At 64.0% G+C, this 23,687-nt stretch carries 17 protein-coding genes; 6 read left to right on the forward strand and 11 right to left on the reverse strand.

Annotated elements, in window-relative coordinates:
• Window positions 1–114: 114 nt before the first annotated feature.
• From VSR72_RS00955 to VSR72_RS00985, 7 genes are all read right to left on the reverse strand, one after another.
• The gene (locus VSR72_RS00955) at window positions 115–867 is read right to left on the reverse strand and encodes a FadR/GntR family transcriptional regulator (protein ID WP_342950534.1); all 753 of its coding nucleotides are present in this window, start codon (window positions 865–867) and stop codon (window positions 115–117) included.
• A 177-nt stretch (window positions 868–1,044) separates the two neighbouring features.
• Window positions 1,045–1,797, reverse strand: coding sequence for an SDR family oxidoreductase (locus tag VSR72_RS00960; RefSeq protein WP_342950535.1), 753 nt, complete (start codon window positions 1,795–1,797; stop codon window positions 1,045–1,047).
• A 32-nt stretch (window positions 1,798–1,829) separates the two neighbouring features.
• Window positions 1,830–2,570, reverse strand: a complete 741-nt coding sequence (locus VSR72_RS00965; RefSeq protein WP_342950536.1) for an SDR family oxidoreductase — start codon at window positions 2,568–2,570, stop codon at window positions 1,830–1,832.
• A 33-nt stretch (window positions 2,571–2,603) separates the two neighbouring features.
• The gene (locus VSR72_RS00970) at window positions 2,604–3,800 is read right to left on the reverse strand and encodes an FAD-dependent oxidoreductase (RefSeq protein WP_342950537.1); all 1,197 of its coding nucleotides are present in this window, start codon (window positions 3,798–3,800) and stop codon (window positions 2,604–2,606) included.
• A gap of 38 nt (window positions 3,801–3,838) precedes the next feature.
• Window positions 3,839–4,669, reverse strand: a complete 831-nt coding sequence (locus VSR72_RS00975; RefSeq protein WP_342950538.1) for an NAD(P)-dependent oxidoreductase — start codon at window positions 4,667–4,669, stop codon at window positions 3,839–3,841.
• Between the two features lie 10 nt (window positions 4,670–4,679).
• Window positions 4,680–6,362, reverse strand: coding sequence for a hydantoinase B/oxoprolinase family protein (locus VSR72_RS00980; RefSeq protein WP_342950539.1), 1,683 nt, complete (start codon window positions 6,360–6,362; stop codon window positions 4,680–4,682).
• Between the two features lie 3 nt (window positions 6,363–6,365).
• On the reverse strand, window positions 6,366–8,477 hold the full coding sequence (locus VSR72_RS00985; RefSeq protein ID WP_342950540.1) for a hydantoinase/oxoprolinase family protein: 2,112 nt from the start codon (window positions 8,475–8,477) through the stop codon (window positions 6,366–6,368).
• Window positions 8,478–8,994: 517 nt separating this feature from the next.
• Here VSR72_RS00985 and VSR72_RS00990 point away from each other — a divergent pair.
• The 5 genes from VSR72_RS00990 (at window position 8,995) to VSR72_RS01010 (ending at window position 13,741) form a co-directional block, all read left to right on the forward strand.
• On the forward strand, window positions 8,995–9,744 hold the full coding sequence (locus tag VSR72_RS00990; RefSeq protein WP_342950983.1) for an electron transfer flavoprotein subunit beta/FixA family protein: 750 nt from the start codon (window positions 8,995–8,997) through the stop codon (window positions 9,742–9,744).
• 23 nt (window positions 9,745–9,767) lie between these two features.
• Window positions 9,768–10,700, forward strand: a complete 933-nt coding sequence (locus tag VSR72_RS00995) for an FAD-binding protein (protein WP_342950984.1) — start codon at window positions 9,768–9,770, stop codon at window positions 10,698–10,700.
• 78 nt (window positions 10,701–10,778) lie between these two features.
• Entirely contained in the window at window positions 10,779–11,561 is a 783-nt protein-coding gene (locus VSR72_RS01000) for a class II aldolase/adducin family protein (protein ID WP_342950541.1), read from the forward strand.
• A 273-nt stretch (window positions 11,562–11,834) separates the two neighbouring features.
• The gene (locus VSR72_RS01005) at window positions 11,835–12,239 is read left to right on the forward strand and encodes a hypothetical protein (RefSeq protein WP_342950542.1); all 405 of its coding nucleotides are present in this window, start codon (window positions 11,835–11,837) and stop codon (window positions 12,237–12,239) included.
• Between the two features lie 197 nt (window positions 12,240–12,436).
• On the forward strand, window positions 12,437–13,741 hold the full coding sequence (locus tag VSR72_RS01010) for an amino acid permease (protein ID WP_342950985.1): 1,305 nt from the start codon (window positions 12,437–12,439) through the stop codon (window positions 13,739–13,741).
• 41 nt (window positions 13,742–13,782) lie between these two features.
• Here the strand turns inward: VSR72_RS01010 and VSR72_RS01015 are convergent, their stop codons facing one another.
• The 3 genes from VSR72_RS01015 to VSR72_RS01025 all read right to left on the reverse strand — a co-directional run bounded on the left by VSR72_RS01015 (window position 13,783) and on the right by VSR72_RS01025 (window position 20,894).
• A complete protein-coding gene (locus VSR72_RS01015; protein WP_342950543.1) occupies window positions 13,783–14,676 on the reverse strand; it encodes a transglutaminase family protein in 894 nt (297 codons plus the stop codon).
• Window positions 14,673–17,321, reverse strand: a complete 2,649-nt coding sequence (locus VSR72_RS01020) for a circularly permuted type 2 ATP-grasp protein (protein WP_342950544.1) — start codon at window positions 17,319–17,321, stop codon at window positions 14,673–14,675. Before VSR72_RS01020 ends, VSR72_RS01015 begins: the two co-directional genes overlap by 4 nt.
• Window positions 17,322–17,399: 78 nt before the next feature.
• Window positions 17,400–20,894, reverse strand: a complete 3,495-nt coding sequence (locus VSR72_RS01025) for a transglutaminase family protein (protein ID WP_342950545.1) — start codon at window positions 20,892–20,894, stop codon at window positions 17,400–17,402.
• 179 nt (window positions 20,895–21,073) lie between these two features.
• Here VSR72_RS01025 and VSR72_RS01030 point away from each other — a divergent pair, with 179 nt between their 5' ends.
• Window positions 21,074–22,147 (forward strand): putative zinc-binding metallopeptidase, encoded by a 1,074-nt coding sequence (locus VSR72_RS01030; protein ID WP_342950546.1) that lies wholly within the window; start codon window positions 21,074–21,076, stop codon window positions 22,145–22,147.
• A 37-nt stretch (window positions 22,148–22,184) separates the two neighbouring features.
• Here VSR72_RS01030 and VSR72_RS01035 read toward each other — a convergent pair whose 3' ends face one another.
• Complete coding sequence (locus tag VSR72_RS01035; protein ID WP_342950547.1) at window positions 22,185–23,657, reverse strand: circularly permuted type 2 ATP-grasp protein; 1,473 nt, start codon at window positions 23,655–23,657, stop codon at window positions 22,185–22,187.
• Window positions 23,658–23,687 lie beyond the last annotated feature (30 nt).

Below are 23,687 nucleotides of genomic sequence, written 5' to 3' on the forward strand. Positions count from 1 at the left end.
GGGTGTCGCGCCTGATTATCTTCAGTTTAATCAGGAATGCGTATGAAATTGTGACGTGCCCGCTTCGCCATTTATCTAGCGGTCGCACATGCGCGGAGCGTTCCGCGCATGTGCTTACTCGGCGCGCGTACTCGACAGATTGTGATAGCGCTCGAGACTTTCGTTCAGATGGCGGCGCATGGCGCGACGCGCAGCCGCCACGTCCTGCTTTTCAATGGCGTCGAGAATATCCGCATGTTCGCGCTGGATGCGCCGGATATAGGTCTTGCGCTCCTTCGCATTCGCCTTTCCATGTTTGAGGCGCAAGTCGATGGTGATTTCCTGACCCAGCGTGCGCAGAATGGAGGTGAAATGCGGGTTTTCGGAGCATGTCGCGACGGCGAGGTGGAATTCGAAATCGGCGCGTGCGCATTCGGCGTCGTCTTCCACGGAGACGATTTCCATACGTGCATAGACTTCCTTGAGCGCACGCAGGTGCGCTTCGGACCGGCGCTGCGCCGCATAGGCCGCGCATTCCGTTTCCACGCCAATCCGCAATTCGAGCACGTGCATCGAATTGTTGAGCGTCGTACCGTCGATGAAATCCGGGCTCGCCGGTTGATTCGGCGCTTCGGAAACGAACACGCCAACGCCGTGTCGCGCGATCAGACGCCGTCCGAGTTTGAGCGAGGCAACGGCTTCGCGCACCACGGTGCGGCTCACGCCAAATTCTTCGCACAGTTCGGGCTCGGTCGGCAATTTGCCGCCCGGCGGATATTCGCCCCGGTCGATCTTGTCGTTCAATGCCTGAATGACGAGTTCAGTCAGGCTGCGCCGTTTTCCGGAACTCGCGGCATTCTTCAGTAGGGTTTCAGCGTCCAGAGTCATTCCGAGTGCCCACACCGGATCAGGAGAGCGCTGCAATTCACGGATGCAGACGTACCGCGTGGCGCGGCAGTTGCTAGTCGCGTCTGACCTGCGCCGTATGACATACTATGACTGTAACACAGTCCGGCGCAGGCCCAACCCGCCCGCCGTTGCGGCCGGAGCGGGTATTGATTTCCATCAAGCGTAGATGTAGCCGCCGCTCACGATCACGTTCTCACCCGTTGCGTAAGTGTTGCGCTCGCTGGCCATCATGACGACCCATTGTGCGATCTCTTCGGGTTCCGCAGCGCGGCCGAGCGGATTGGCGCTCGCGAGTTCGCCGAGGAAGCCGAGCTTCTTTGCGCGGTCCGTCGCGAATCCAGCGGGCGCGACCGAATTCACCAGAATGCCGTCCTTCGCGACCTCCTGCGCGAACGACTTCGTGAGGCTCACGACCGCGGCTTTGGTCGCGGCGTAGTGCGCGTTTTGCGGGTGCGCCTTGAATGCGTCGACGGACGTGATGTTCACGATGCGCCCAGCCACGTGCGCTTCGACCTTCGGGCGGCTGCGCATATGCTCGATCGCGGCGACCATCATGTGATACGTGCCTTTGATGTTGACGGCGTTTTCCAGATCCCATTCGTCGTCCGTGATTTCGAGAATGGGGCGGCGCGGATAGATCGCCGCGCTGTTGACGAGGCAATCGACGCGACCGAGCGCGTCAAGCGCTTTCGCGAAGACGGCATGCGCGGATTCCTTGCGCGTGATATCGCCCTCGGCGCCGAAGACCGTATGGCCCAGCGCCTTCAAATTTCCCACCGTTTCCTCGAGCAACGGGCCATTCTTGTCGATCAGCGCGACGCTGTGCGCGCCATCGGCGAGCATCAGCTTTGCGACGGAAAGGCCCAGACCCGAGGCGCCGCCGACGATCACCACTCGTTGATTTTTCATGATGCGTATATATCCGGTATTAATGCAGGGTTTCAGTCGACCGTGACGATCTGCGAGCCGCCCGCTGCCTGGTCGGTGGGGAAGATTTCCATGCGCGAGACGTCTACCGCTTCGGGCAGCGCGAGCGCCGTCGCGATCAACTCAGCGATGTTCTCGGGCTGAATGGAGCGATACGCGTCATAGAGCTTTTCGTTCGCACCTTGCTCGCCGAGTGCGGTTCGATAGAGATTCGTCTGCACGCGTCCCGGCGCGATTTCGGTGACGCGCACTTTCGTGCCGAGCAGATCGCAGCGCAGCGAATCGCAGAACATGCTGATCGCCGCTTTGGTCGCGCCATAGACAGCGGTGTTCGGATGCGGAAAGCGTCCCGCGCTAGAGCCCACGAAAAACAGATGGCCGCGCTTGCGCCGCACCATGCCGTCGAGCGCGAGTTGTGCGATATGCAGCGGCGCGCGCAGATTAATATCGATCATGCTGTCGATATCGGTGGGCGCGGTCTCGCCGAACTTCGCAATAGCCGGCAGCAGCCCGGCATTGTTCACGACGACGTCGATCGGCTCGCGCTCGAACACTTCGCGCAGCGGCGCGATCTCGTGCAGATCGATGGAGACTGGCGTGACGCCGCAGGTGCTCGCGAGCGCATCGAGCGCTTTCGCGTCACGGCCGAGCGCATAGACCTTCATGCCGTCCTTGACGAACCGCTCGGCGATCGCGCGGCCAATGCCGCTCGACGCCCCGGTAATCAACGCGGTTTGATAGGAATGGGAACTCATGTCAAATGCCTTGGTGGAAGAATCGAGAGACCATCAGATCACGCCTTCTTCGAGGAACGGCTTGTTTTCGACCACGCGCGCATAACCGAGCGGTGCGAGATCGAGCGAGCGATAGCCGCCATACACAATCAGCTCGCTCAGGCCGCGTCCCACAGCGGGCGACTGTTGCAAACCATGTCCGCTGAAGCCATTCGCGAACAGGAAGTTGGACACTTCGGGATGAGCCCCGACGATCGCATTGTGATCGAGCATACAGAAGTCGTAATGACCCGCCCACGAATTCACGACCTTGATCGCTTCGAATGCAGGAATGCGTTCGGCGAGTGCGGGCCAGATAACCTCTTCGAACTCCGAATGAATTACGTCGAAGTCGTTGACGTCCGCGAGCGGGTCGGGGTCGGGGTAGCAGCCCGTGAGGTAGTACTTGCCTTCGGGGCGGAAGAAAATGCCGGTCGTGTCGATGGTGAGCGGCACGACGCCTTCGAGCGGCGTGCGGCAATCGAACACGAACAGGCAGCGCTTGCGCGGCTCGACGGGAATGTCCAGCCCCGCGAGCCGCGCCATTGCCGGGCCTCGCGTACCGGCAGCGTTGACCATCAGGCCGCAGCCGATCGTCTCGCCGCTCTTGAGCACCACGCCCGTGATGGTCGAACCCTCGCGCAACACATCGACCACTTCGTTTTCGATGTACTCGATGCCGAGCGAACGCGCCTTGCGGCGCATGCCCTGCAGCAGGCCATAACTGTCGAACCAGCCTTCGCCCGACTGGCCGTACACGCCGTTGACGAGCCCTTCCGTGTTTAGCCACGGAAACCGGCTTTTTAGCTTGTCCGGATCGAGCAGCACCACGTCTGCGCCGCAAGACAGTTGCGTGGCGCAGTTGCGCTCGAACATCGGTGCGCCGTTCGCATCGCCAAGATACAAATAGCCGTTTTCCTTGAAGCCGAGTTCGGGTGCGTCGCCGTTCACGGCAACGCGCGCGTGAAAATCGCGGATGAATTCGGTGCCGAACTGCGAGATCTTGATGTTCAGCGGATTCGAGAACTGATGCCGGATCGATGCGCTCGACAATGCGGTCGCCGATTTCGCATAGGTCCAGTCGCGTTCGATCACGAGAACCGATCCATTGAAGTCGGGATTCTCCGCGAGGAAATACGCAGTCGCGCTTCCAACGACTGCGCCGCCCACGATCACCACGTCGTAGTGAGGCTTGAGTGCGTGCTGTGCCATCTCAGTGTGTTCCAGATAGATCGGTAAGGAAGCGGTGTTCAGTTATCCTTCGGGTCTTCGAAGTGGCCGTCCGCTGCGAACTGACCGCCTTGAAAGCGCACCGCCGGATTGCGCGGATCACCCACCTCCGTGTTCGCATAGACTTCGGCGCGATAGGCATCGGCGGAATCCTTCGGGCGATAGCCGAGATACGCGACCTGTGTGTTGTCCCAGAAGTTCGCACTGTTGTTCGAGTTGCCGTACACGATCATGTGGCCGACGCTCGGCGTCATGATCGACTGCACGCACAGGTGCGAGAAGTCGTCATAGGAAAGCCACGTCGCGAGCATGCGACGATCGACCGGCTTCGGGAAACAGGAGCCGATGCGCAGGCACACCGACTCGATTCCGAATTTGTCGAAGTAGTAACGCGAGAGGTTTTCGACGAACGTCTTGCTCACGCCATACAGACTGTCCGGGCGTTGCGGCGCGTGCGAGTCGATCGTCTGCGTGCATTCGTAAAAGCCGATTGCATGCACTGAACTGGCGTAGATCACGCGCTTTACACCGGCCTGTCGCGCACCTTCATAGATGTTGTAGCTGCCGACGATATTCGAGTCGAGAATGACCTGGAAGGTGTTTTCGCGCGGGGCACCGCCCATATGGATGACCATGTCCACGCCCTTGAGCATTTCGAACACGGCGTCGCGATCGGCGAGATCGCAGATGAAGTGCTTTTCGTTCTCGCGCACTTCGCCCAGCGACTGACGCGCATTGAGGCTCAGCGTCTGCGCATAGGGACGCAGGCTTTCGCGCAGCACGGAGCCCAGCGCGCCGCCCGCGCCCGTGATCAGGATGTTCTTGAACGGCGGCTTGGTGATGTCGGTCATGCGTTGCTCCTTACTGTGGGTTCGATGCCGTGAGCGCGTCGAGCGTGAGGCCGTAGTCGTCACGCAGTTGCGCTTCGGAGATGTATTCGTTGCGGATGTCGCGCAGCAGCGCTTCGCGATCGCGTTGCGCGGGCGCGCCCACGCCGCCGCCGCCCGGCAGCGAGAGCGTGACGCGCTCGTGCTCGGCGACGAACTGCGTGCCCTTGCCCTTCATGCGCGTGCCATCGGAAAGCATGACCTGGCCCGCTGCGCCTTCCTTGCCGCCCGAGCGGCCGCTCGCCGGATGATCGATGCGGTCGAACATCGCGTTGAAGCGGAACTGGTAGCCTTCGCGCGGTCCGATTTCGACGATCTGGCCGAGGCCGCCGCGATACTGCCCGGCGCCGCCCGAGCCCGAGCGCATTTCCTTGCGCCAGACCACGATCGGCCCGACCTGCTCGGTGGCTTCCACCGACATCGCGTGCACGCCGCTCGGAAACGCCGTAGCCGAAAGACCGTCGAGTTCCGCGCGCGCGCCCGTACCGCCGCTGTTGAACATGAGAATCTCGCTGCCCTTGAGGCCCGAACCCTCTTGCGCGGCTCGCGCACTCACGTGCAGATTCCAGAGTGCGCCCGCGCCCTCGGCGGGCACACGGTTCGGCAGGATCTTGTTCAGCGCGCCAAGCACCAGGTCCGGCACGAAGTGGCCGAGCACATGGCGCACGGCAACCGGACTCGGGCGTTGCGCGTTGAGAATGCAGCCCTCGGGCGCCTGCACGCGGAACGGTTCGAGCGAGGCTGCATTGTTCGGCACTTCTGGCGCGATGATGCACTTGAGGCCGTAGCACGCGTAGGCTTTCGCATACAGCAGCGGCACGTTGATGCCGAACGGGCTTGAAGGCGACGTGCCCGCGAAATCGGCCAACAGGTGGTCGTCGGAAACCGTGAGCGTGACGTTGAGCTTCACCGGCGTGTCGTAGCCATCGAGCGTCATCTCGTTCGTTTGTGTCTGCTTCGGCAGCGCGGCAATCCGTTCGAGCGTCGCTTCGCGGCTGCGCGCAAGAATGAATTCGCCGATGCCTTCCACGTCCTTGAGTTCGAACTCCTTGAGCATTTCGATCAGGCGCTTGTGGCCCGTTTCGTTGCACGATGCAAGCGCATAGAGATCACCGACCACCTTGTCCGCTTCGCGTACGTTGTTGCGCAGGATGTTCACGAGATCGCGATTGACTTCGCCGCGCTCGATCAGCTTCATGATCGGCACGAACAGACCTTCTTCATAGATCTCGCGCGAATCGGGACCAAAGCCACGGCCGCCGATATCGACAACGTGCGCAGTGCTTGCGAAATAACCGATCAATTCGCCGTTGTGAAAAGAGGGCGAAACCACGGTGAAATCGTGCAGGTGGCCGGTGCCTTTCCACGGATCGTTCGTGAGGTACACGTCGCCTTCGTACATGCGCGCTACACCGATGTCGTTCATGAAGTGCTCGACGGCTTCGGCCATCGTATTCACGTGACCCGGCGTGCCCGTAACGGCCTGCGCGAGCATGCGGCCGCGCTTGTCGAAAATGCCCGCGGAGAGATCGCCGGCTTCGCGCACGCTGGTGCTGAACGCGGTGCGGATGAGCGCCATGGCCTGTTCTTCCACGACGGAGATCAGGCGGTTCCACATGACCTGCATGTGGATCGTATCGAGATTGCTGAGCGACATGCTTTACTCCTGATTGGCCTTCGCGGCCTTCATTTCTTTGGCGACGACGAGCAGGCAGCCATCGGGCTGAACCATGGCGTCGAAGGAGGAGGTGACGAGCGTCGACGTTTCCGGCTCGACGATGATCGCCGGACCCGTCACGCTCTCGCCGACCTTGAGCGAGGCGCGCTCGACGATGGCCGCGACGACGAAGCGATGCAGCGCGGCGTCGAAGATCTTGCGCGTCTTCGGCGCAACGACGGCGTCGCGCGACGTGAGCAGCTTCAGGCGCTCCACGGGCGGAAGCGGAGAGCTGGCCTTCACCGCCCAGCTCACGATTTCGATATCGAGTCCGTCGATCGGGCGGCCGAAATATTGCGTGTAGGCGCGCGTGAAGGCTTGCGTGAACGCGTCGCGGTCGTCAGCCGTAAAGTTGCGATACGGGAACGCGACAGGAATTTCCCAGCCCTGGCCGACATAGCGCATGAATGCCTTCACTTCGACTTCGGGCTCGGCATCGCCCGACCCCTGGCGCGCGAAACGCAGGGCCTCTTCGCTTAGCTCGCCGACGATCTCATTGAGCACGTCCGCGTCGAAGTCGTTGAAGCGCATGGTTGCGCTGCGCACGCTTTCATAGCCGAACGGGGCGCGCAAAAAGCCGATTGCGGAACCCACGCCCGCGCCCGGCGGCACGATGAACTTCTTGATCCCGCTCTTTTCACACAGGCGCGCGGCGTGCAGCGGCCCAGCGCCGCCGAACGTGATCATCGTGTAGTCGCCGATGTCCTTGCCGCTTTCCACGGCATGCACGCGCGCCGCGTTGCTCATGTTCTCGTCCACGACTTCGGCGACGCCGTACGCGGTTTCATCGGCGTTCAGATTGATCGCGCCGCCGACCTGTTCGATCATCGCGCTCGCAGCCTTGTCGGTGGAAAGCACAATGCTGCCGCCCGCGAAATTGGCGGGATCGAGGCGGCCGAGCAGCAGGTCGGCGTCGGTCACGGTGGGTTGTACGCCGCCGCGCTGATAGCACGCGGGGCCGGGCTCCGATGCGGCGCTATGCGGGCCCACGCGGATCTGGCGCATCACGTCGAGCGAAGCGATCGAGCCGCCGCCCGCGCCGATTTCCACCATCTCTACGACGGGAATCGAAATGGGCATGCCGCTGCCCTTCTTGAAGCGATACGTGCGCGCCACTTCGAACGTGTTGGCCGTTTTCGGCGTGAGATCGTCGATCAGGCAGATCTTGGCCGTGGTGCCGCCCATGTCGAACGAGAGCACGGTGTTGAGATCGTAGCGCGCCGCAATGTGCGCCGCGAAAATCGCGCCGCCCGCGGGGCCCGATTCGACGAGGCGCACCGGAAATTCCGATGCGCTTTCAATCGAAACGATGCCGCCGCCCGAGTGAATGATGAAGATGGGGCAAACGGCGCCAGCCGCGCGCACCTCGCCGAGCAGACGGTCGAGGTAGGACTTCATGATCGGGCGGACGTAAGCGTTCGCGCACACGGTATTGAAGCGCTCGAATTCGCGGATCTGCGGCGATACTTCGCTGGAGATCGACACCGACACATGCGGCAGGCGCTTTTCGAGTGCGTCGCGCATCATGCGCTCGTGCACGCCGTTCACGTACGCGTGAATGAAACCCACCGCGACGCTTTCATAGCCGCCTTGCTCGATGCGGCTCACGATGGCTTCGATCTGCGCTTCGGTCGGGGCGAGCAGCACGCCGCCTTGCGCGTCGATCCGTTCGGCAAGCGTGAAGCGATCGCAGCGCTCGATGAGCGGCGGCGGCAGCTTGATGTTCAGATCGTACTGTTCGAAGCGGTTTTCCGTTCGCATCTCGATGGTGTCGCGAAAGCCATCCGTCGTGATGAACGCGGTCTTTGCGCCGCGGCGCTCGATGAGTGCGTTGGTGGCGAGCGTCGTGCCGTGAATGATGACGCCAATGTCCTTCAACCCAATGCCAGCCTTCGCGGCGACGATGCCCACGCCCTTGATGATTGCGCGCTCGGGCGCCGTGTAATCCGTGAGGACCTTGGTGGAAAAAAGTTCTCCACCCAGCTCCAGCGCGACATCGGTGAACGTTCCGCCGATATCAACACCTACCCGTGCCTTGTCGTGACTGGCCACCATGACTCTCCTGTTCAAAGCCTAAACGTATGCGGAATGAAGGTTCCGCGAACTGCAGTTGACGATCATTGTGAGGGGCGCGAACGTGCGTGCCAAACCTCGATTTTCGAGTGCTCGTTGATGCGTGTCCGGCGTCTCCGGGCGTTATTTTTTGCTCGTTGACATATGATGAGTGACGTCTTACAGTGCTGTCAACACGGACATAAAAATTTTCATGTTTCATCGCTTCCCGTCGGGCTGTGGTGTTGTTCTAATCCATTGTTTTTAGTGGATTATTTGTTGAGTGTTCGCAGTGGATGGGAAGCGTCGATGCGGCACTGTCAGCGTAAACACTGATAGGTTGAAGTCGAGTAAAAAATTAACTTTTCGTGGAAATCTGGGCTTCACCCCGGCTCGTATGCGTCGTGACTATGGATGATGCGCCTGTGGCAGTCATGTTTCGTCACGGAGATGAATGAATTAGGACTATGAAGTATCTGTGTTGCTTTGAAGCGGATACGTCGGACGAAAGGGAACAATGATGAAAGTTCTGGTAGCAGTGAAGCGGGTCGTCGATTACAACGTGAAGGTTCGTGTGAAGTCGGATGGCACGGGCGTCGACATCGCCAACGTGAAGATGTCGATGAACCCGTTCGACGAAATCGCTGTGGAAGAAGCGGTGCGTCTGAAGGAAGCGGGCGTGGCGACGGAAGTCATCGCCGTTTCCGCGGGTGTCACGCAAGCGCAGGAAACGCTGCGCACGGCGCTGGCGATCGGCGCGGACCGCGCGATCCTCATCGAGTCGAACGAAGACCTGCAGCCGCTGGCCGTCGCCAAGCTTCTGAAGGCGCTGGTCGACAAGGAACAGCCGCAACTCGTGATCCTCGGCAAGCAGGCCATCGACGACGATTCGAACCAGACCGGCCAGATGCTCGCCGCGCTGGCAAACCTGCCGCAGGCCACGTTTGCTTCGAAGGTCGTGGTCGCCGACGGCAAGGCTACCGTGTCGCGCGAAGTGGACGGCGGTGCGGAAACGCTGTCGCTCAAGCTGCCCGCAGTCGTCACGACGGATCTGCGCCTGAACGAGCCGCGCTACGTCACGTTGCCGAACATCATGAAGGCGAAGAAGAAGCCGCTCGAAACGCTCAAGCCGGAAGACCTGGGCGTTGACGTCGCGCCGCGTCTGAAGACGCTGAAGGTTGCCGAGCCGCCGAAGCGATCGGCAGGCGTGAAGGTGCCGGACGTGAAGACGCTGGTCGAGAAGCTGAAGACGGAAGCCAAGGTGCTGTAAGGAGCGAGACGAAAATGACGAATCTGGTGAATCTGGTAATAGCTGAACACGACAATCACTCGATCAAGGCCGCGACGCTGAACACCGTCGCCGCAGCACAGAAGATTGGCGGCGACGTGCACGTGCTGGTCGCGGGCCACAACGCCCAGGCCGCAGCAGACGCAGCCGCGAAGATCGCAGGCGTGGCGAAGGTGATGCTGGCCGACGCGCCGCAACTCGAGCAAGGTCTCGCGGAAAACGTTGAAGCGACGGTTCTGGCGATTGCAAAGAACTACACGCACATCCTGGCGCCGGCCACGGCAGCGGGCAAGAACGTCACGCCGCGTATCGCCGCGAAGCTCGACGTCGCGCAGATCAGCGACATCACCGCGGTGGATTCGCCGGACACGTTCGAGCGTCCGATCTACGCGGGCAATGCGATCGCGATTGTTCAGTCGGTCGATCCGGTCAAGGTCATCACGGTCCGCACGACGGGCTTCGACCCGGTTGCGGCCGAAGGCGGCAGCGCAGCCGTCGAGAAGATCGAAGCCGCAGCAGACAGCGGTCTCTCGCAGTTCGTGAGCCGCGAAGTCACGAAGCTCGACCGTCCGGAACTCACGAGCGCGAAGGTCATCGTCTCGGGTGGCCGGGGTCTGGGCAGCGGCGAGAACTACACGAAGGTTCTGGAACCGCTCGCCGACAAGCTCAACGCCGCACTGGGCGCATCGCGCGCAGCCGTGGACGCGGGTTACGTTCCGAACGACTTCCAGGTCGGCCAGACGGGCAAGATCGTCGCGCCGCAACTGTATGTGGCAGTCGGCATTTCGGGCGCGATCCAGCACCTGGCCGGCATGAAGGACTCGAAGGTCATCGTCGCGATCAACAAGGACGAAGAAGCACCGATCTTCAGCGTGGCCGACTACGGTCTAGTGGGCGATCTGTTCGGGGCGATTCCAGCCTTGACCTCGACACTCTGAAAAATTCCCGCAAGGCTTGCCAGCGCGAACCGACCGAAAGAAAACCGTTATCACTCTTATAAGCGGAGCAATTCAAACATGATTTCGACGACCGATCCATACATCAATCGAAAGCCAAAAAATATTTCGGATGCCGAATGGAATGCACGCATCCAGGTGGCCGCTGCGTATCGCCTCGCGGCGAAATTCCAGCTCACCGATCTGATCTACACGCATATTTCCGCGCGCGTTCCAGGCACGCATGATCAGTTTCTCATCAACCCGCACGGCTGGTTCTTCGACGAGATCACGGCTTCCTCGCTGGTGAAGATCGATGTGAACGGAAACCCTATTGACGACGACCGCTTCGAAGTCAATGCAGCAGGCTTCACCATTCACAGTGCGCTTCACCAGGCGCGCCACGATGTAGAGTGCGTCGTGCATCTGCACACGACGCACGGCATGGCGGTTGCCGCGATGGAGTGCGGATTGCTGCCGCTGAACCAGATCAGCATGCAGTTCTATAACCGCGTGGCGTACCACGAATACGAGGGCATTTCGCTCGAACTCGACGAGCGCGAGCGCATCGTCAAGTCGATCGGAAAACGCGACTATCTCATCCTGCGCAATCACGGTCTGCTGACGACTGGCCGCTCGGTGGCCGAAGCGTTCACGCGCATGTTCTACCTGAACCGCGCCTGCGAAATTCAGGTGGCCACGCTGTCGGCCGGTCAAAAAGTCGTGATCCCTTCGCCGGAGGTTTGCGAGCACGCGGCGAAACAGCACGACGACTACGCCTATCTCGACACGGTGCACCTGGACCGCGAATGGACGGCGTTGCTCCGTCTGCTGGATCGCGACGGCGCCAATTACCGCAGCTGATCGGCTTGCGGCCATGTCGGTCGAGGAGTGAGACGGGAATCCGTCGCGTCTCATTCCTCGATCCGAAAATTGAATCACCTTCAATTCAAGCGCCATCAACTGGCACTCGCTGAAACTCGGCGGTTCGCCGTGCACGTATACCGATTCGACACAACGCGCGAGACGCAATTGAAGGGCTTGCGGTTTCCTTTCGCTTTGGCGTGGCGAGCCGAAAGAGGGCGCCACGTGCTCACGAGCCGTCTCGGCGGAAAGCAATTGGGTTCGAATACGTCAATGCGCGTTCGCACCGAGGAAATGTTCGACGTATGCGCAATACCCGACGAAACCGGCGCGGCTAGCGGCTGGCTGGAGCTGGAGATCGGCTCGTGGGAGACGGCAACCGAACCCGGCTGGAATGTCCTGAAGCAGGCCTTCTTGTTCGATGGCGGTGGTTTTGGACTCGCCATGGCGCAGGAGATGTTCAGGCTGCCGTGGTACGCGTGGCGAATCGAAGATGTGGCGCGCGAACTGGGCGTGACGCGGCGCTCACTTCAGATGACGCTCTTTCGCGAATCGTACAGCTTCGACGCCGCGTTGCGGCGTTGCCGGCGACTCAATGAATTGCTGCTCGAAGGCAATGCGCGGTGTCGCTTCGTGGCGATTGCCAGAAGCGCGGCGCAAGAACCGCCTTCACGCTGAAACGCCTGCGGGCAAGGATGACAGGAAGAGACATGCACGAGACCCCACAAGGCATCAATCGAGGCGACACGGCCGTCGCTCTGGGAGAGATGGATTTTGTTCCGCATGCGGAGCACCACAAGCGGCGCGACGAGGCGCGCTCATCGAATGTTCCCGCTGGCTCGCTTGGCTCGAGCCTGAAGCAACGGCATGTCGTCATGCTGTCGATCGGCGGAAGCATCGGGGCAGGTCTTTTCGTCGGATCCGGACATGCCATCGCCGAGGCGGGGCCGGGCGCCATCATCGCTTATCTGCTCGCCAGCCTGCTCGTCGTGCTCGTCATGCGCATGCTGGGCGAGATGGCCTGCGCGATGCCGGATTCCGGGTCGTTCTCGACCTACGCTGGGCGAGCGATCGGTCCGTGGGCCGGCTTCATGATTGGCTGGATGTACTGGTGGTATTGGGTTCTCGTGCTGCCGCTCGAAGCCACGGCGGCGGCCAATATTCTGAACAGCTGGTTTCCGCAGATCGAAGTGTGGAAGTTCTGCGTCGCGGTGACGCTTACGCTGACCATCGCAAATCTTGCGAGCGTGAAGCACTACGGCGAGCTCGAATTCTGGTTTTCTGTTGTGAAGGTCGCGGCGATCATTTTGTTCATCGTGGGCGGCGTCGCGGCCATTGTGGGCGTCATTCCGGGCGTTCACGTAAATGTCAGCGGCAACGTGTTCGGACAGGGTGGATTCCTCCCGCGCGGTTACGCGCCGATCGCGGGAGCCATGCTCACCACCATGTTCACGTTTCTCGGCACCGAGGTCGTGACGATCGCGGCCGCGGAATCGGCGAACCCGGAAAAGGAAATCTCACGCGCCATTAGTTCGGTGGTCTGGCGTATTTCGCTGTTCTATATCGGATCGATTTTCGTGATCATCTCGGTGGTGCCGTGGAATGCGCCGGAGTTGACGAGAATCGGCTCATATCAAGCCGTGCTTCAGGCGATTCATGTTCCTTATGCCAAGCCGCTGATCGATCTGCTGATTCTCGTTGCTGTGTGTAGTTGCCTGAATTCGGGGCTTTACACGGCGTCGCGCATGATCTATTCGCTCGGAGACAAGAAACAGGCGCCGGCCATCGTCAAGCGCACGACGCGCACCGGCGTTCCTGTGGTGGCCGTGCTCGCTTCGACTTCCGCGGCATTCGCCGGCTGTGCAGCCAACTATCTCGCGCCGAAGTACGTGTTCGAAACGCTGTTGTCCACCACCGGAACCATGGCGTTGCTCGTCTATCTCGTGATCGCCGTGAGCCAGTTGCGCATGCGCCGTGCGTTGGTCGCCTCGAACCGGCTGCGTGTGCGCATGTGGCTGCATCCGTTTCTCGGGCTTCTCGTCGTGGCGCTCATCGTTCTCGCGTTCGTCGTGATGGTGTGCGGGCAGGCGCATCGCAGCGAAGTCGTGTCGACGCTCGGTATGAGCGCGCTGCTCGCGATTGCCGGAATGCTCGTGGAGCGGCGCCGGCGATCACGATGAACTCGCCCGCTAGATGCGGCGCTGCTCGTGCAAGACGGTCGTCACTCCGCATTCACATTGACCGCCACATCCACCTGATGCGCGCCGCCGCCAAGTATGACGCCGCGCAGGAGCGACACGTCGGTGTAATCGCGGCCGACGGCGAGCGTCACGTGGCCCTGATCGGCGAGCACGTCGTTGGTCGGATCGAGATCGATCCAGCCGGCGGAGGGTGCCCAGGGCACGTAGAGCGACACCCACGCATGCGAGGCGTCCGCGCCGATCATCGGCGCCGCGCCTTCGGGCGGGTCGTTGCGCAAATAGCCGCTCACGTAGCGCACGGCAAGCCCGATCGAGCGCAGGCAGCCGATCATCACCTGGGCGAAATCCTGACACACGCCGTGGCGCAGTTCGAATGCGCGCGCGGCGGGTGTATCGAACGACGTTGCCGAGGGGCGGTACGCGAAATCGGCGTGGATGCGATGCATCAGGTCGATCGCGCCGGCCAGAATGGGGGTGCCGGGCACGAAGCTCTCCAGCGCGTAGGCGCGTAATTCGGGCTGCAAGGCGATGTTCGGCGAGGCGAAGCAGAACTCCGACTCCGCAAGGAAGGCGCCGCCCGCTGCGTAACGCAGCATGTGCGCGACGTCTTCCCAGGGCTGCGTGTCCTTCGCCTCCAGCGTAGCGTAGCGCGGCGTGAGCAGCACGCTCGTTTCGCTCGTCATCTGCAGGTAGTCGTGTGGTGCATCGAACGAGAAGTAGAGGACCTCGTTGCCGAAGGCGTCGCGCCGGCTCGTCTGATACGACGGCGCGGGCTCGATACGCTCGCGGTGCGCCAGCACACGCTGCCAGGGAAGGTCGAGTGGGCGGATCGTCGCGAGATGCTGCGCCGTTTCGACGAGCGTCGAATAGCGATAGGTCGTGCGGTGCGTGACCGCAAGGCGCGTGCCGTTCATGACCAGACCTGCGCGGCGAGCGGCACGGCGTGGCTGAACCAGCGCGCGCTGATCTCGTTCGACATCGCGGCCATGCGCTCGGCGAGACTGTCGCACAGTGCGGTGAGCGCGGGGTAGCGGCCATCGTCGCCGGGCTCGCACAGCGCCTCCAGCGTGGGCAGCGCCTCGATGGGCGCGAGTTGCGAGGCGAACGGCTCACGCTTCGGACCGCGCGCGGCCTGGGCGATCTCGTCGAGCCGCGCGCGCAGCCGCGCATAGACGCCGTAGAGGCCGCGCGGATTGGTCGGGTCGGTCACGATCACGTCGAGCAGGGCGGGCACTTCGAGGCGCCCCGGATACAGTGCGCGATACGTGAGCGTGCTGTCGAACAGTTGCAGCAGCACGTCGAAGCCCGCGGGCGTGGCGAGCGTGCGTTCGTGCGCGGCGATACGCAGCATGGTGGCCAGCGCGGCCACGCGTTCGATATGGCGTCCCGCGAACAGCAGACGCCAGGCTTCGTCCCGGGTCATGCGGTCGCCCTGGCAGCCGCTGACGGCGCTCAGTTGCGTGGCGAGCGCATCGAGCGTACCCATCAGCGCGATGCGGTCATACGGCGTGGGGCGCCTGAATTCGATCGGCGCGCCGTCGCGCGGTGCGCCATTGCGCGCTGCCGCTGGCACGAGCGAAAGCGCGTGGAGCGCGTCGCGGAAGTCGTTGCGCGAGGCGAGCACGGTGCGCCAATGGTCGTTCGAAAGCCGGCCGCGAATCTCGCCGCACGCGTACACCTGGCTCGCGAGCGTGCGGCCGATTCCCGTTGCGCCCCCGTTCTCGTGCAGATTGGCGACGAGCGCGCGCTCGAAGTCGTCGAGGCTGCGTCGCGCTTCGCTGCCCGTGGAAGGCACGAGCCCATTGGCGGCGGCGAGTTCGATGAAGGTGCCGAACAACTCTTCGGCGTCGCTGCCTTCGAGCGAGCCGAGAATCAGCCGGCACAGGCGCACGCCGTTTTCGGCGCGTTCGCCATAACGTCCCGCCCAGAACAGGTTTTCAGCCGAGCGGCTCGGCACGCGGCGGCGCTCGCGGCGCAGTTCGCCGGGCTTGATCGGGCTCGGCAGGAGCGTGAAGGTCGTACCGGGCTGGCTCGACAGCACCCAGGTATCCACGCTGCTGCCACCCATCTGCATCGATACGGATTCCTGATGTTCGGCCGCGAGACGCGTGAAGCCGCCGGGCAGCACGCGCCAGCCGCATTCCTGGTCGGCGATCGCGTAGACGCGCAGCACGGCGGGCCGCGCACCGAGCATGCCTGCGCCGGTTTCATAGCGCGGCGTATAGCTGTAGCGCAGCGGTTGCTGCACCGTGAAGGCGTCAGGCAACTGCTCGATGCGCTCGCGCCAGTCGGCGAGCGTTTGCACGCCGGCGGCGAGTCCGGGCGGCGCGGACGACCCGTTCGCTGCGCCCGGCCACGTCGGCACGAGCAGCGCTTCGGGCACCTGCGCGAGCGCGGCGCGCCAGGCCGCGTCTTCGCCGCACCACCAGGTGGCGATGCCGGGCAGCGCAAGCTCCTCGCCAAGCAACGCCTGCGCGATGCCGGGCATGAAGCCGTGCAGCGCGGGCGATTCGACGAAGCCCGCGCCGGGCACGTTCGAGACCATCACGTTGCCCGCGCGCATGACCTGCAGCAGGCCCGGCACGCCGATGGTCGAATCGGCGCGAAGCTCGACCGGGTCGCAGAAGGTATCGTCGAGGCGGCGCAACACGGCGTGTACGCGCTCCAGGCCGTCCAGCGTCTTCAGGTACAGCATGTCGTCGCGCACCGTGAGGTCCTTGCCTTCGACGAGCGTGAGGCCAAGGTAGCGCGCGAGAAACACGTGCTCGAAGTAGGTCTCGCTGAACGGCCCGGGCGTTAGCAGCACGATATGCGCGGACGCGCCACTCGCGTTGCGCTCGTCGGGGCTCATGATCGCGCGCGCGGCCGCGGCGAGCGTGGCGACGAGCTGCGAATAGGAGGGCGCGAGACGGTGCACACGCAGGGTGCGAAACGGCTCGGCGAAGAGGCTCGAGACGATGAGCCGGTTTTCCAGCAGATAACCGAGTCCCGAGGGCGCTTCCGTGCGGTGCGAAACGACGGTCCATTGGCCTTCAGGCGAGCGCGCGAGGTCGAGGGCGACGATCTGAAGATACTGGCGGCCCGGCGGCACGAAGCCTTTCACCGCGCGCAGGTAGCCAGGGTGGCCGAACACCAGCGCGGGCGGCAGCAGGCCGCGCGCGAGCAGCGTTTGCGGCCCGTAGATATCGGCGACGATCTCGTTGAGCAGGCGCGCGCGCTGCGCGGCGCCGCGTTCGATTTGCTCCCATTCGGCTTCGTCGATGATGAACGGCAGCACGTCGAGCGCCCACGGCCGCGGGCCGCCCGCGTCCGCGTAGACGTTGTAGGTGATGTCGTTTTCCCGCACCTGGCGCGCGACCGACGCCGCGGCGGCGTCGAATCCCGCCACGCCCGGCTTGCCGAGCAGGCCGAAAAACTGCCGCCACGGCTCGCGCAGCTCGCCTTCTGCCGTTTGCAGCTCGTCCCAGTGTCCGGCGCGCACCGGCAGCGTGCGCAGCGGCGCGCTCGCATGGTCGTCGCTGGCGGAGGAATCGAACGGCAGGGTGGATTGAGTCGGCAAGATCGTGGGTCGTGGCAGCGCGCCTCGACTTGCGAGGCGCGCTTTCGGTTAAGGCTCTTGACGGGTTATCGGCCGCAATCAGCCGCGGCGTAGATCCAGTGTGAACGGAAATTCGAGGCTGCGCTCGGGCGGCGCCACTTCCACGGGCCCCGGCGTATGCCCGGTCGTGAAGAAGCGCGAGCGCCGCCGGCTTTCGGCCTCGTAAGCGTTGACCGGAAACGTCTCATAACTGCGGCCGCCCGGATGCGCAACATGATACTGGCATCCGCCGATCGCGCGCGCACTCCAGGTGTCGACGATATCGATCGTGAGCGGCGCATGCACGCCGATCGTCGGGTGCAGCGCCGACGACTGCTGCCACGCGCGAAAGCGCACGCCTGCCACGCTCTCGCTCACGCGCCCGGTGGGCTGCAGCGGCAGCGCGCGGCCATTCACGCTGACGATATGACGGTTCTCGTTGATGCCGAGCACGCGCACTTCGAGCCGCTCCACCGACGAATCGACATAGCGCACCGTGGTGCCGGCCCCGCCTTCCTCGCCCATCACGTGCCACGGTTCGAGCGCGTGGCGCACCGAAAGCGCGATGCCGCTCGTCTGCAATTCGCCCACCAGCGGGAAGCGGAATTCGAAGTGCGGCGCGAACCACGCGGGATCGAGCGCGAAGCCGGCCGCGGACGTTTCGGCGAGCACGTCGTCGAAGTCCATCTGCACGAAGGTCGAGAGCATGAAGCGGTCGTGCAGCTCGGTGCCCCAGCGCGTGAGGCGCTGCGTGTACGGCGTTTTCCAGAAGCGCGCGACGAGCGCGCGCAGCAGCAGTTGCTGCGCGAGGCTCATGCGCGCGTGCGGCGGCATTTCGAAGCCGCGCAGCTCGAGCAGGCCGAGGCGGCCGGTCGGGCCGTCGGGCGAATAAAGCTTGTCGATGCAGAACTCGGCGCGATGCGTGTTGCCGGTCACGTCGATGAGGATGTTGCGCAGCGTGCGGTCGATGAGCCAGGGCGGCACGCGCGGGCCATTCTCGAAGGGGCTGCCGAAGCCGCGCAGCAGATCGACCTGGCGCTGGATCTCGGCGAACGCGACTTCCAGTTCGTAGACCTGATCGTTGCGCGCTTCGTCCACGCGCGGCGCCTGGCTCGTCGGGCCGATGAAAAGCCCCGAAAACAGATACGAAAGCGACGGATGGTTGTGCCAGTAGGCCACGAGGCTCGCGAGCAGGTCGGGGCGGCGCAGGAACGGGCTGTCGGCGGGCGTGGCGCCGCCGAGCACGAGGTGATTGCCGCCGCCGGTGCCGGTGTGGCGGCCGTCGAGCATGAACTTCTCGGTGGAGAGCAGGGTTTCGTGCGCGGCCTGATAGAGGAATTCGGTGCGCTCGACCAGTTCGTCCCAGTTCGACGACGGGTGGATGTTCACCTCGATCACGCCGGGGTCGGGCGTGACCTGCAGCATTTTCAGGCGCGGGTCGCGCGGCGGCGGATAGCCTTCGATCACCACGGGCAGCGCGAGGTCGGCGGCGGTGGTTTCGACGGCGGCGAGCAGTTCCAGGTAATCGTCGAGTTCGGCGAGCGGCGGCATGAAGACGTGCAACTGGCCTTGCGACTTGCCAAACGACGCCGCTTCGGCTTTCGGCCCGGCGGCGCGCGCGGGGTCGCGTGCTTCGACGCACAGCGCCGTGCGATGGAGCCAGGCGGCGGATTCGCCGCGCGTGGGGTAGCGGCTGGTTTGCGCCGGGTTCTCGCTTCCGGCGCTTCCCGCGCCTGCGGCGTACGCAGCTACGCCCGCGCCCGCGCTTTCGCCGTGCCGCGATTGCGCGGCGGCTTCGTCATATCCCGCTTCGTACTGCATGCGCAACTCGGCCGCACTGCGCAGCGGCGCCGGCGCGGCGAAAGGATCGCGCGTGTGCTGCCACGGGTAATCGGCCGCCGCGACCCACGGCAGAGAATCCAGCGGTAGGCGGTAGCCCATCGGCGAGTCGCCGGGAATGAGGTACATGCGCTCGTCGCGGAAGAACCACGGGCCGCTGATCCAGCGCGGCCCTTGCAGGGCGGGCTGAGCCGCAGGCGACTCGCCGCGCTCGCAAGCAAGCGGGAGCACGTAGCCGGTCACAGTGTCGAGGCCCGAATCGAACACGCGGCGCAGGCGCATGCGCTCCAGCTCGTCGTCGAGGCGCGAGTCGAACGGATCGACGTTCACGGGCAGGCGGCGCTCGCGCCACAGGTAATACCAGGTGTCCTCGTAAGCGGGCTGCACGTGCAGGGGATCGACCGCGAGCTTCGCCGCGAGGTGTTCGATAAAGCGCTGCGCATCCTCTGCCGTGTGGCGGGTGACCGAGCGCTCGTCGGCGAAAAGCGCGGGATCGCGCCAGCAGGGCTCGCCATCCGCGCGCCAGTAGAGCGAGAGCGCCCAGCGCGGCAACTGCTCGCCCGGATACCACTTGCCCTGGCCGATATGCAGGAAGCCCAGCGCGCCATAGTGCGCGCGCAGCTTGTCCATTAGCGCGATGGCGTAGCGGCGCTTGGTCGGGCCGAGCGCGTCGGTGTTCCATTCGGGCGCGTCGCGGTCGCCCGCCGCCACGAAGGTCGGCTCGCCGCCCATCGTGAGGCGCACGTCGTGGGCCGCGAGCGCGGCGTCCACCTGCACGCCCATCGCGTGCATATCGGCCCATTGCGCTTCGGTGTACGGCTTCGTCACGCGCGGCGTTTCGAGCACGCGCGAGATCGACATCGAATGCGAGAACTCGACTTCGCATTCGTCGAGCGCGCCTGAGATCGGTGCGGCGCTGCCGGGCTCCGGCGTGCACGCCACCGGAATATGGCCTTCGCCTGCAAGCAGCCCCGAGGTCGGATCGAGCCCGATCCAGCCCGCGCCCGGCAGGTAGACCTCGCACCAGGCGTGCAGGTCGGTGAAGTCGGCTTCGGCGCCTTGCGGGCCGTCGATCGCCTTGACGTCGGGCGTGAGTTGCAGCAAGTAGCCCGAGACGAAGCGCGCGGCGAGGCCGAGCTGGCGCAGCGTCTGCACGAGCAGCCAGCCGGTGTCGCGGCACGAGCCGGAGCCTTTCTCCAGCGTTTCCTCGGGCGTCTGCACGCCCGGCTCCATGCGGATCAGGTAGCCGATCTCGTGCTGCAGGCGCTGGTTCAGGTCGACGAGGAAGTCGATGGTCACGCGCGGCGTGCGGTCGATCGACTCGACGAACGCAGCGAAGCGCGGCGTCGGCTCCGTGCGCGCGAGATACGGAGCAAGCTCCGCGGCCAGCTCGGGCGCGTAGGTGAACGGAAAGCGCTCGGCGCTCGGCTCGAGAAAGAAGTCGAACGGGTTGTAGACCGCCATTTCGGCGACCAGATCGATCGTGACGCGGAACTCGCGCGTCGGCTCCGGAAACGCGAGCCGCGCCTGGTAGTTGGCGAACGGGTCCTGCTGCCAGTTGACGAAATGATCGGCGGGCTCCACGCGCATCGAGTACGAGAGGATGGGCGTGCGGCAGTGCGGCGCGGGGCGCAGGCGCACCACGTGAGGCGCGAGGCGCACGAGCCGGTCATAGCGATACTGCGTGACATGGTTTAACGCGACACGGATGGACACACCCGACTCCTCGATCGACGTGGATGGAACGGCGGAAAAGGTAGAACTGGCGCATGGCGCAGCGTGCGTATGATGCAGACTGCGCGAGTGCAGGATGTGACAGCGCCGAAGCGCGTGCGAGGCACGCCGCGTGCTGCGCGAGGCGCTGCGGCCCGCGCGGCCATCACAGGAATGCGGCGATGAAGACTTTTCACTGCGATCAGTGCAATCAGCTGGTGTTTTTCGAGAACGAGCGCTGCGAGCGTTGCGAGGCGCGTCTGGGCTACGTGCCGCAGGCGGGCGAGATGCACGCGTTCGAGGAGGCAGGCGAAGGCCGTTGGCGCAGCCTGAACCCAACGGCCGAGGGCGCGCTCTTTCGCCAGTGCCACAACTACGCGATCGAAAACGTCTGCAACGGCATGATCCCCGCCGATTCCGAGGACACGCTGTGCCGCGCCTGCCAGTTCACGCGCACGATCCCCGACCTCTCGCGGCCCGAGAACCGCGTTTACTGGTATCGCCTCGAAACGGCCAAGCGGCGCCTGCTCTACACGCTGGGCGCGCTCGGCCTGCCGCTCGTCACGCGCGCCGAAGACCCCGAACATGGCCTGCAATTCGAGTTTCTCGAAGAAACGGGCGGCGGCCAGCCGATCATGACGGGCCACGATCACGGGCTCATCACGATGAACATCGCCGAGGCCGACGACGCGCATCGCGAGCGCACACGCGTTTCGCTGCACGAGCCGTATCGCACCTTGCTGGGGCATTTCCGTCACGAGGTCGGCCATTACTATTTCGACCGCCTCATCGCGCAGGAGCCCACCGGGCGTTGGCTCGAACCGTTTCGCCGCCGCTTCGGCGACGAGCGTGCCGACTATGCCGCCGCGCTCGCCGCGCATTACGCCGATGGACCCGCGCCCGACTGGGCCGAGCGCCACGTGAGCGCGTACGCGTCGGTGCATCCGTGGGAGGACTGGGCCGAAACGTGGGCGCATTACCTGCACATAGTCGATACGCTCGACACGGCCACGGCCTGCGGCCTCGCGCTGTTGCCCGAAAGCCCCGACGAGCCGACGCTGATCGACCAGACGCCGGTGGACGAGGCGAGCTTCGACAGCCTGATGGCGCGCTGGTTTCCGCTCACCTACGCGCTCAACAGCCTGAACCGCAGCCTCGGCATGCCCGATGGCTATCCGTTCGCGCTGGCAACGCCGGTCATCGACAAGTTGCGCTTCGTTCATCGCGTGATCTCGGCTTCGTCTTCGCGTTCGTGAACGCCCACGCGCCGCGCGAGCTCGTTGATGCGCCGGCTCAGCGCTCCAGCACCCAGGTGTCCTTCGTGCCGCCGCCCTGCGAGGAATTGACGACGAGCGAACCCTCGCGCAGCGCGACCCGCGTGAGCCCGCCCGGCACCATGCGCACTTCCTTGCCCGAGAGCACGAACGGGCGCAGATCGATGTGGCGCGGCGCGATGCCCGCTTCGACCCACGTCGGGCAGGTGGACAGGGAGAGCGTGGGCTGCGCGATGTACTTGTCCGGGTTCGCGACTAACGCCGCGCGAAACGCCTCGATCTCGGCGCGCGTGGAAGCGGGGCCGACCAGCATGCCGTAGCCGCCCGCGCCGTGCGTTTCCTTCACGACCAGCTCGGGCAGATGGTCGAGCACGTATTGCAGGTCGTCGGCCTTGCGGCACATCCACGTGGGCACGTTCTTGAGCAGCGGTTCCTCGCCCAGATAGAAGCGCACCATATCGGGCACGTAGGGGTAGATCGACTTGTCGTCGGCCACGCCCGTGCCCACCGCGTTGCAAAGCGTGACGTTGCCCTTGCGGTAGACGTTCATGAGGCCCGCCGCGCCGAGCGACGAGTCGGCGCGGAACACGAGCGGATCGAGAAAGTCGTCGTCCACGCGGCGGTAGATCACGTCTATGCGCTGCGGACCCTGTGTGGTGCGCATATAGAGGTGGTCGTTCTCGACGAACAGGTCCTGGCCTTCCACGAGCTCGATGCCCATTTGCTGCGCGAGGAATGCGTGCTCGAAATAGGCCGAGTTGTACATGCCCGGCGTGAGCAGCACGACCGTGGGGTTGTCTGCGGCGGAAGGCGCGGCGGCACGCAGCGTGTCGAGCAGCAGGTCGGGGTAGTGCGCAACGGGCGCCACGCGGTTGCGCACGAACAGATCGGGAAAGAGCCGCATCATCATCTTGCGGTTTTCCAGCATGTACGAGACGCCGGAGGGCACGCGCAGGTTGTCCTCCAGCACGTAGAACTCGCCCTCGCCGGCACGCACGATATCGATGCCTGCGATATGCGCATAGATGTCGTGCGCGACGTTCACACCCTGCATCTCGGGGCGGTATTGCGCGTTGGCGAAGATCTGGTCGGCGGGCACGATGCCGCGCTTGACGATCTCCTGGTCGTGGTAAATGTCGTGGATGAAACGGTTGAGCGCGTTCACGCGCTGGCGCAAGCCGCGCTCGAGCGTGTTCCACTCCTGGCGCTGGAAGATGCGCGGGATCACGTCGAAGGGAATCGTGCGCTCGGTGCCCGCGCCCGTTACGTCTTTCTCGCCATACACGGCGAAGGTGATGCCCACGCGCCGGAAGATGGCGTCGGCTTCGGCGCGCTTCTTGAGCATCTGCTGTTCGCTCTGGCTGCTCATCCAGGCGAAGAATTCGCGGTAATGGGCGCGCGGCTCGCCTGCCTGCGCGAACGCCGTGGCGGCCAGGCCCCGAACGTCGAATTCCCCGTACTCGAACATCTCGTTGAAGAATGTTTGCGTCATGTCCGTTTTTCCGTCCGCTGCTTTTTTGCG

This window comes from Paraburkholderia sp. JHI869, from assembly GCF_038900775.1.
Taxonomy (GTDB): Bacteria; Pseudomonadota; Gammaproteobacteria; order Burkholderiales; family Burkholderiaceae; genus Paraburkholderia.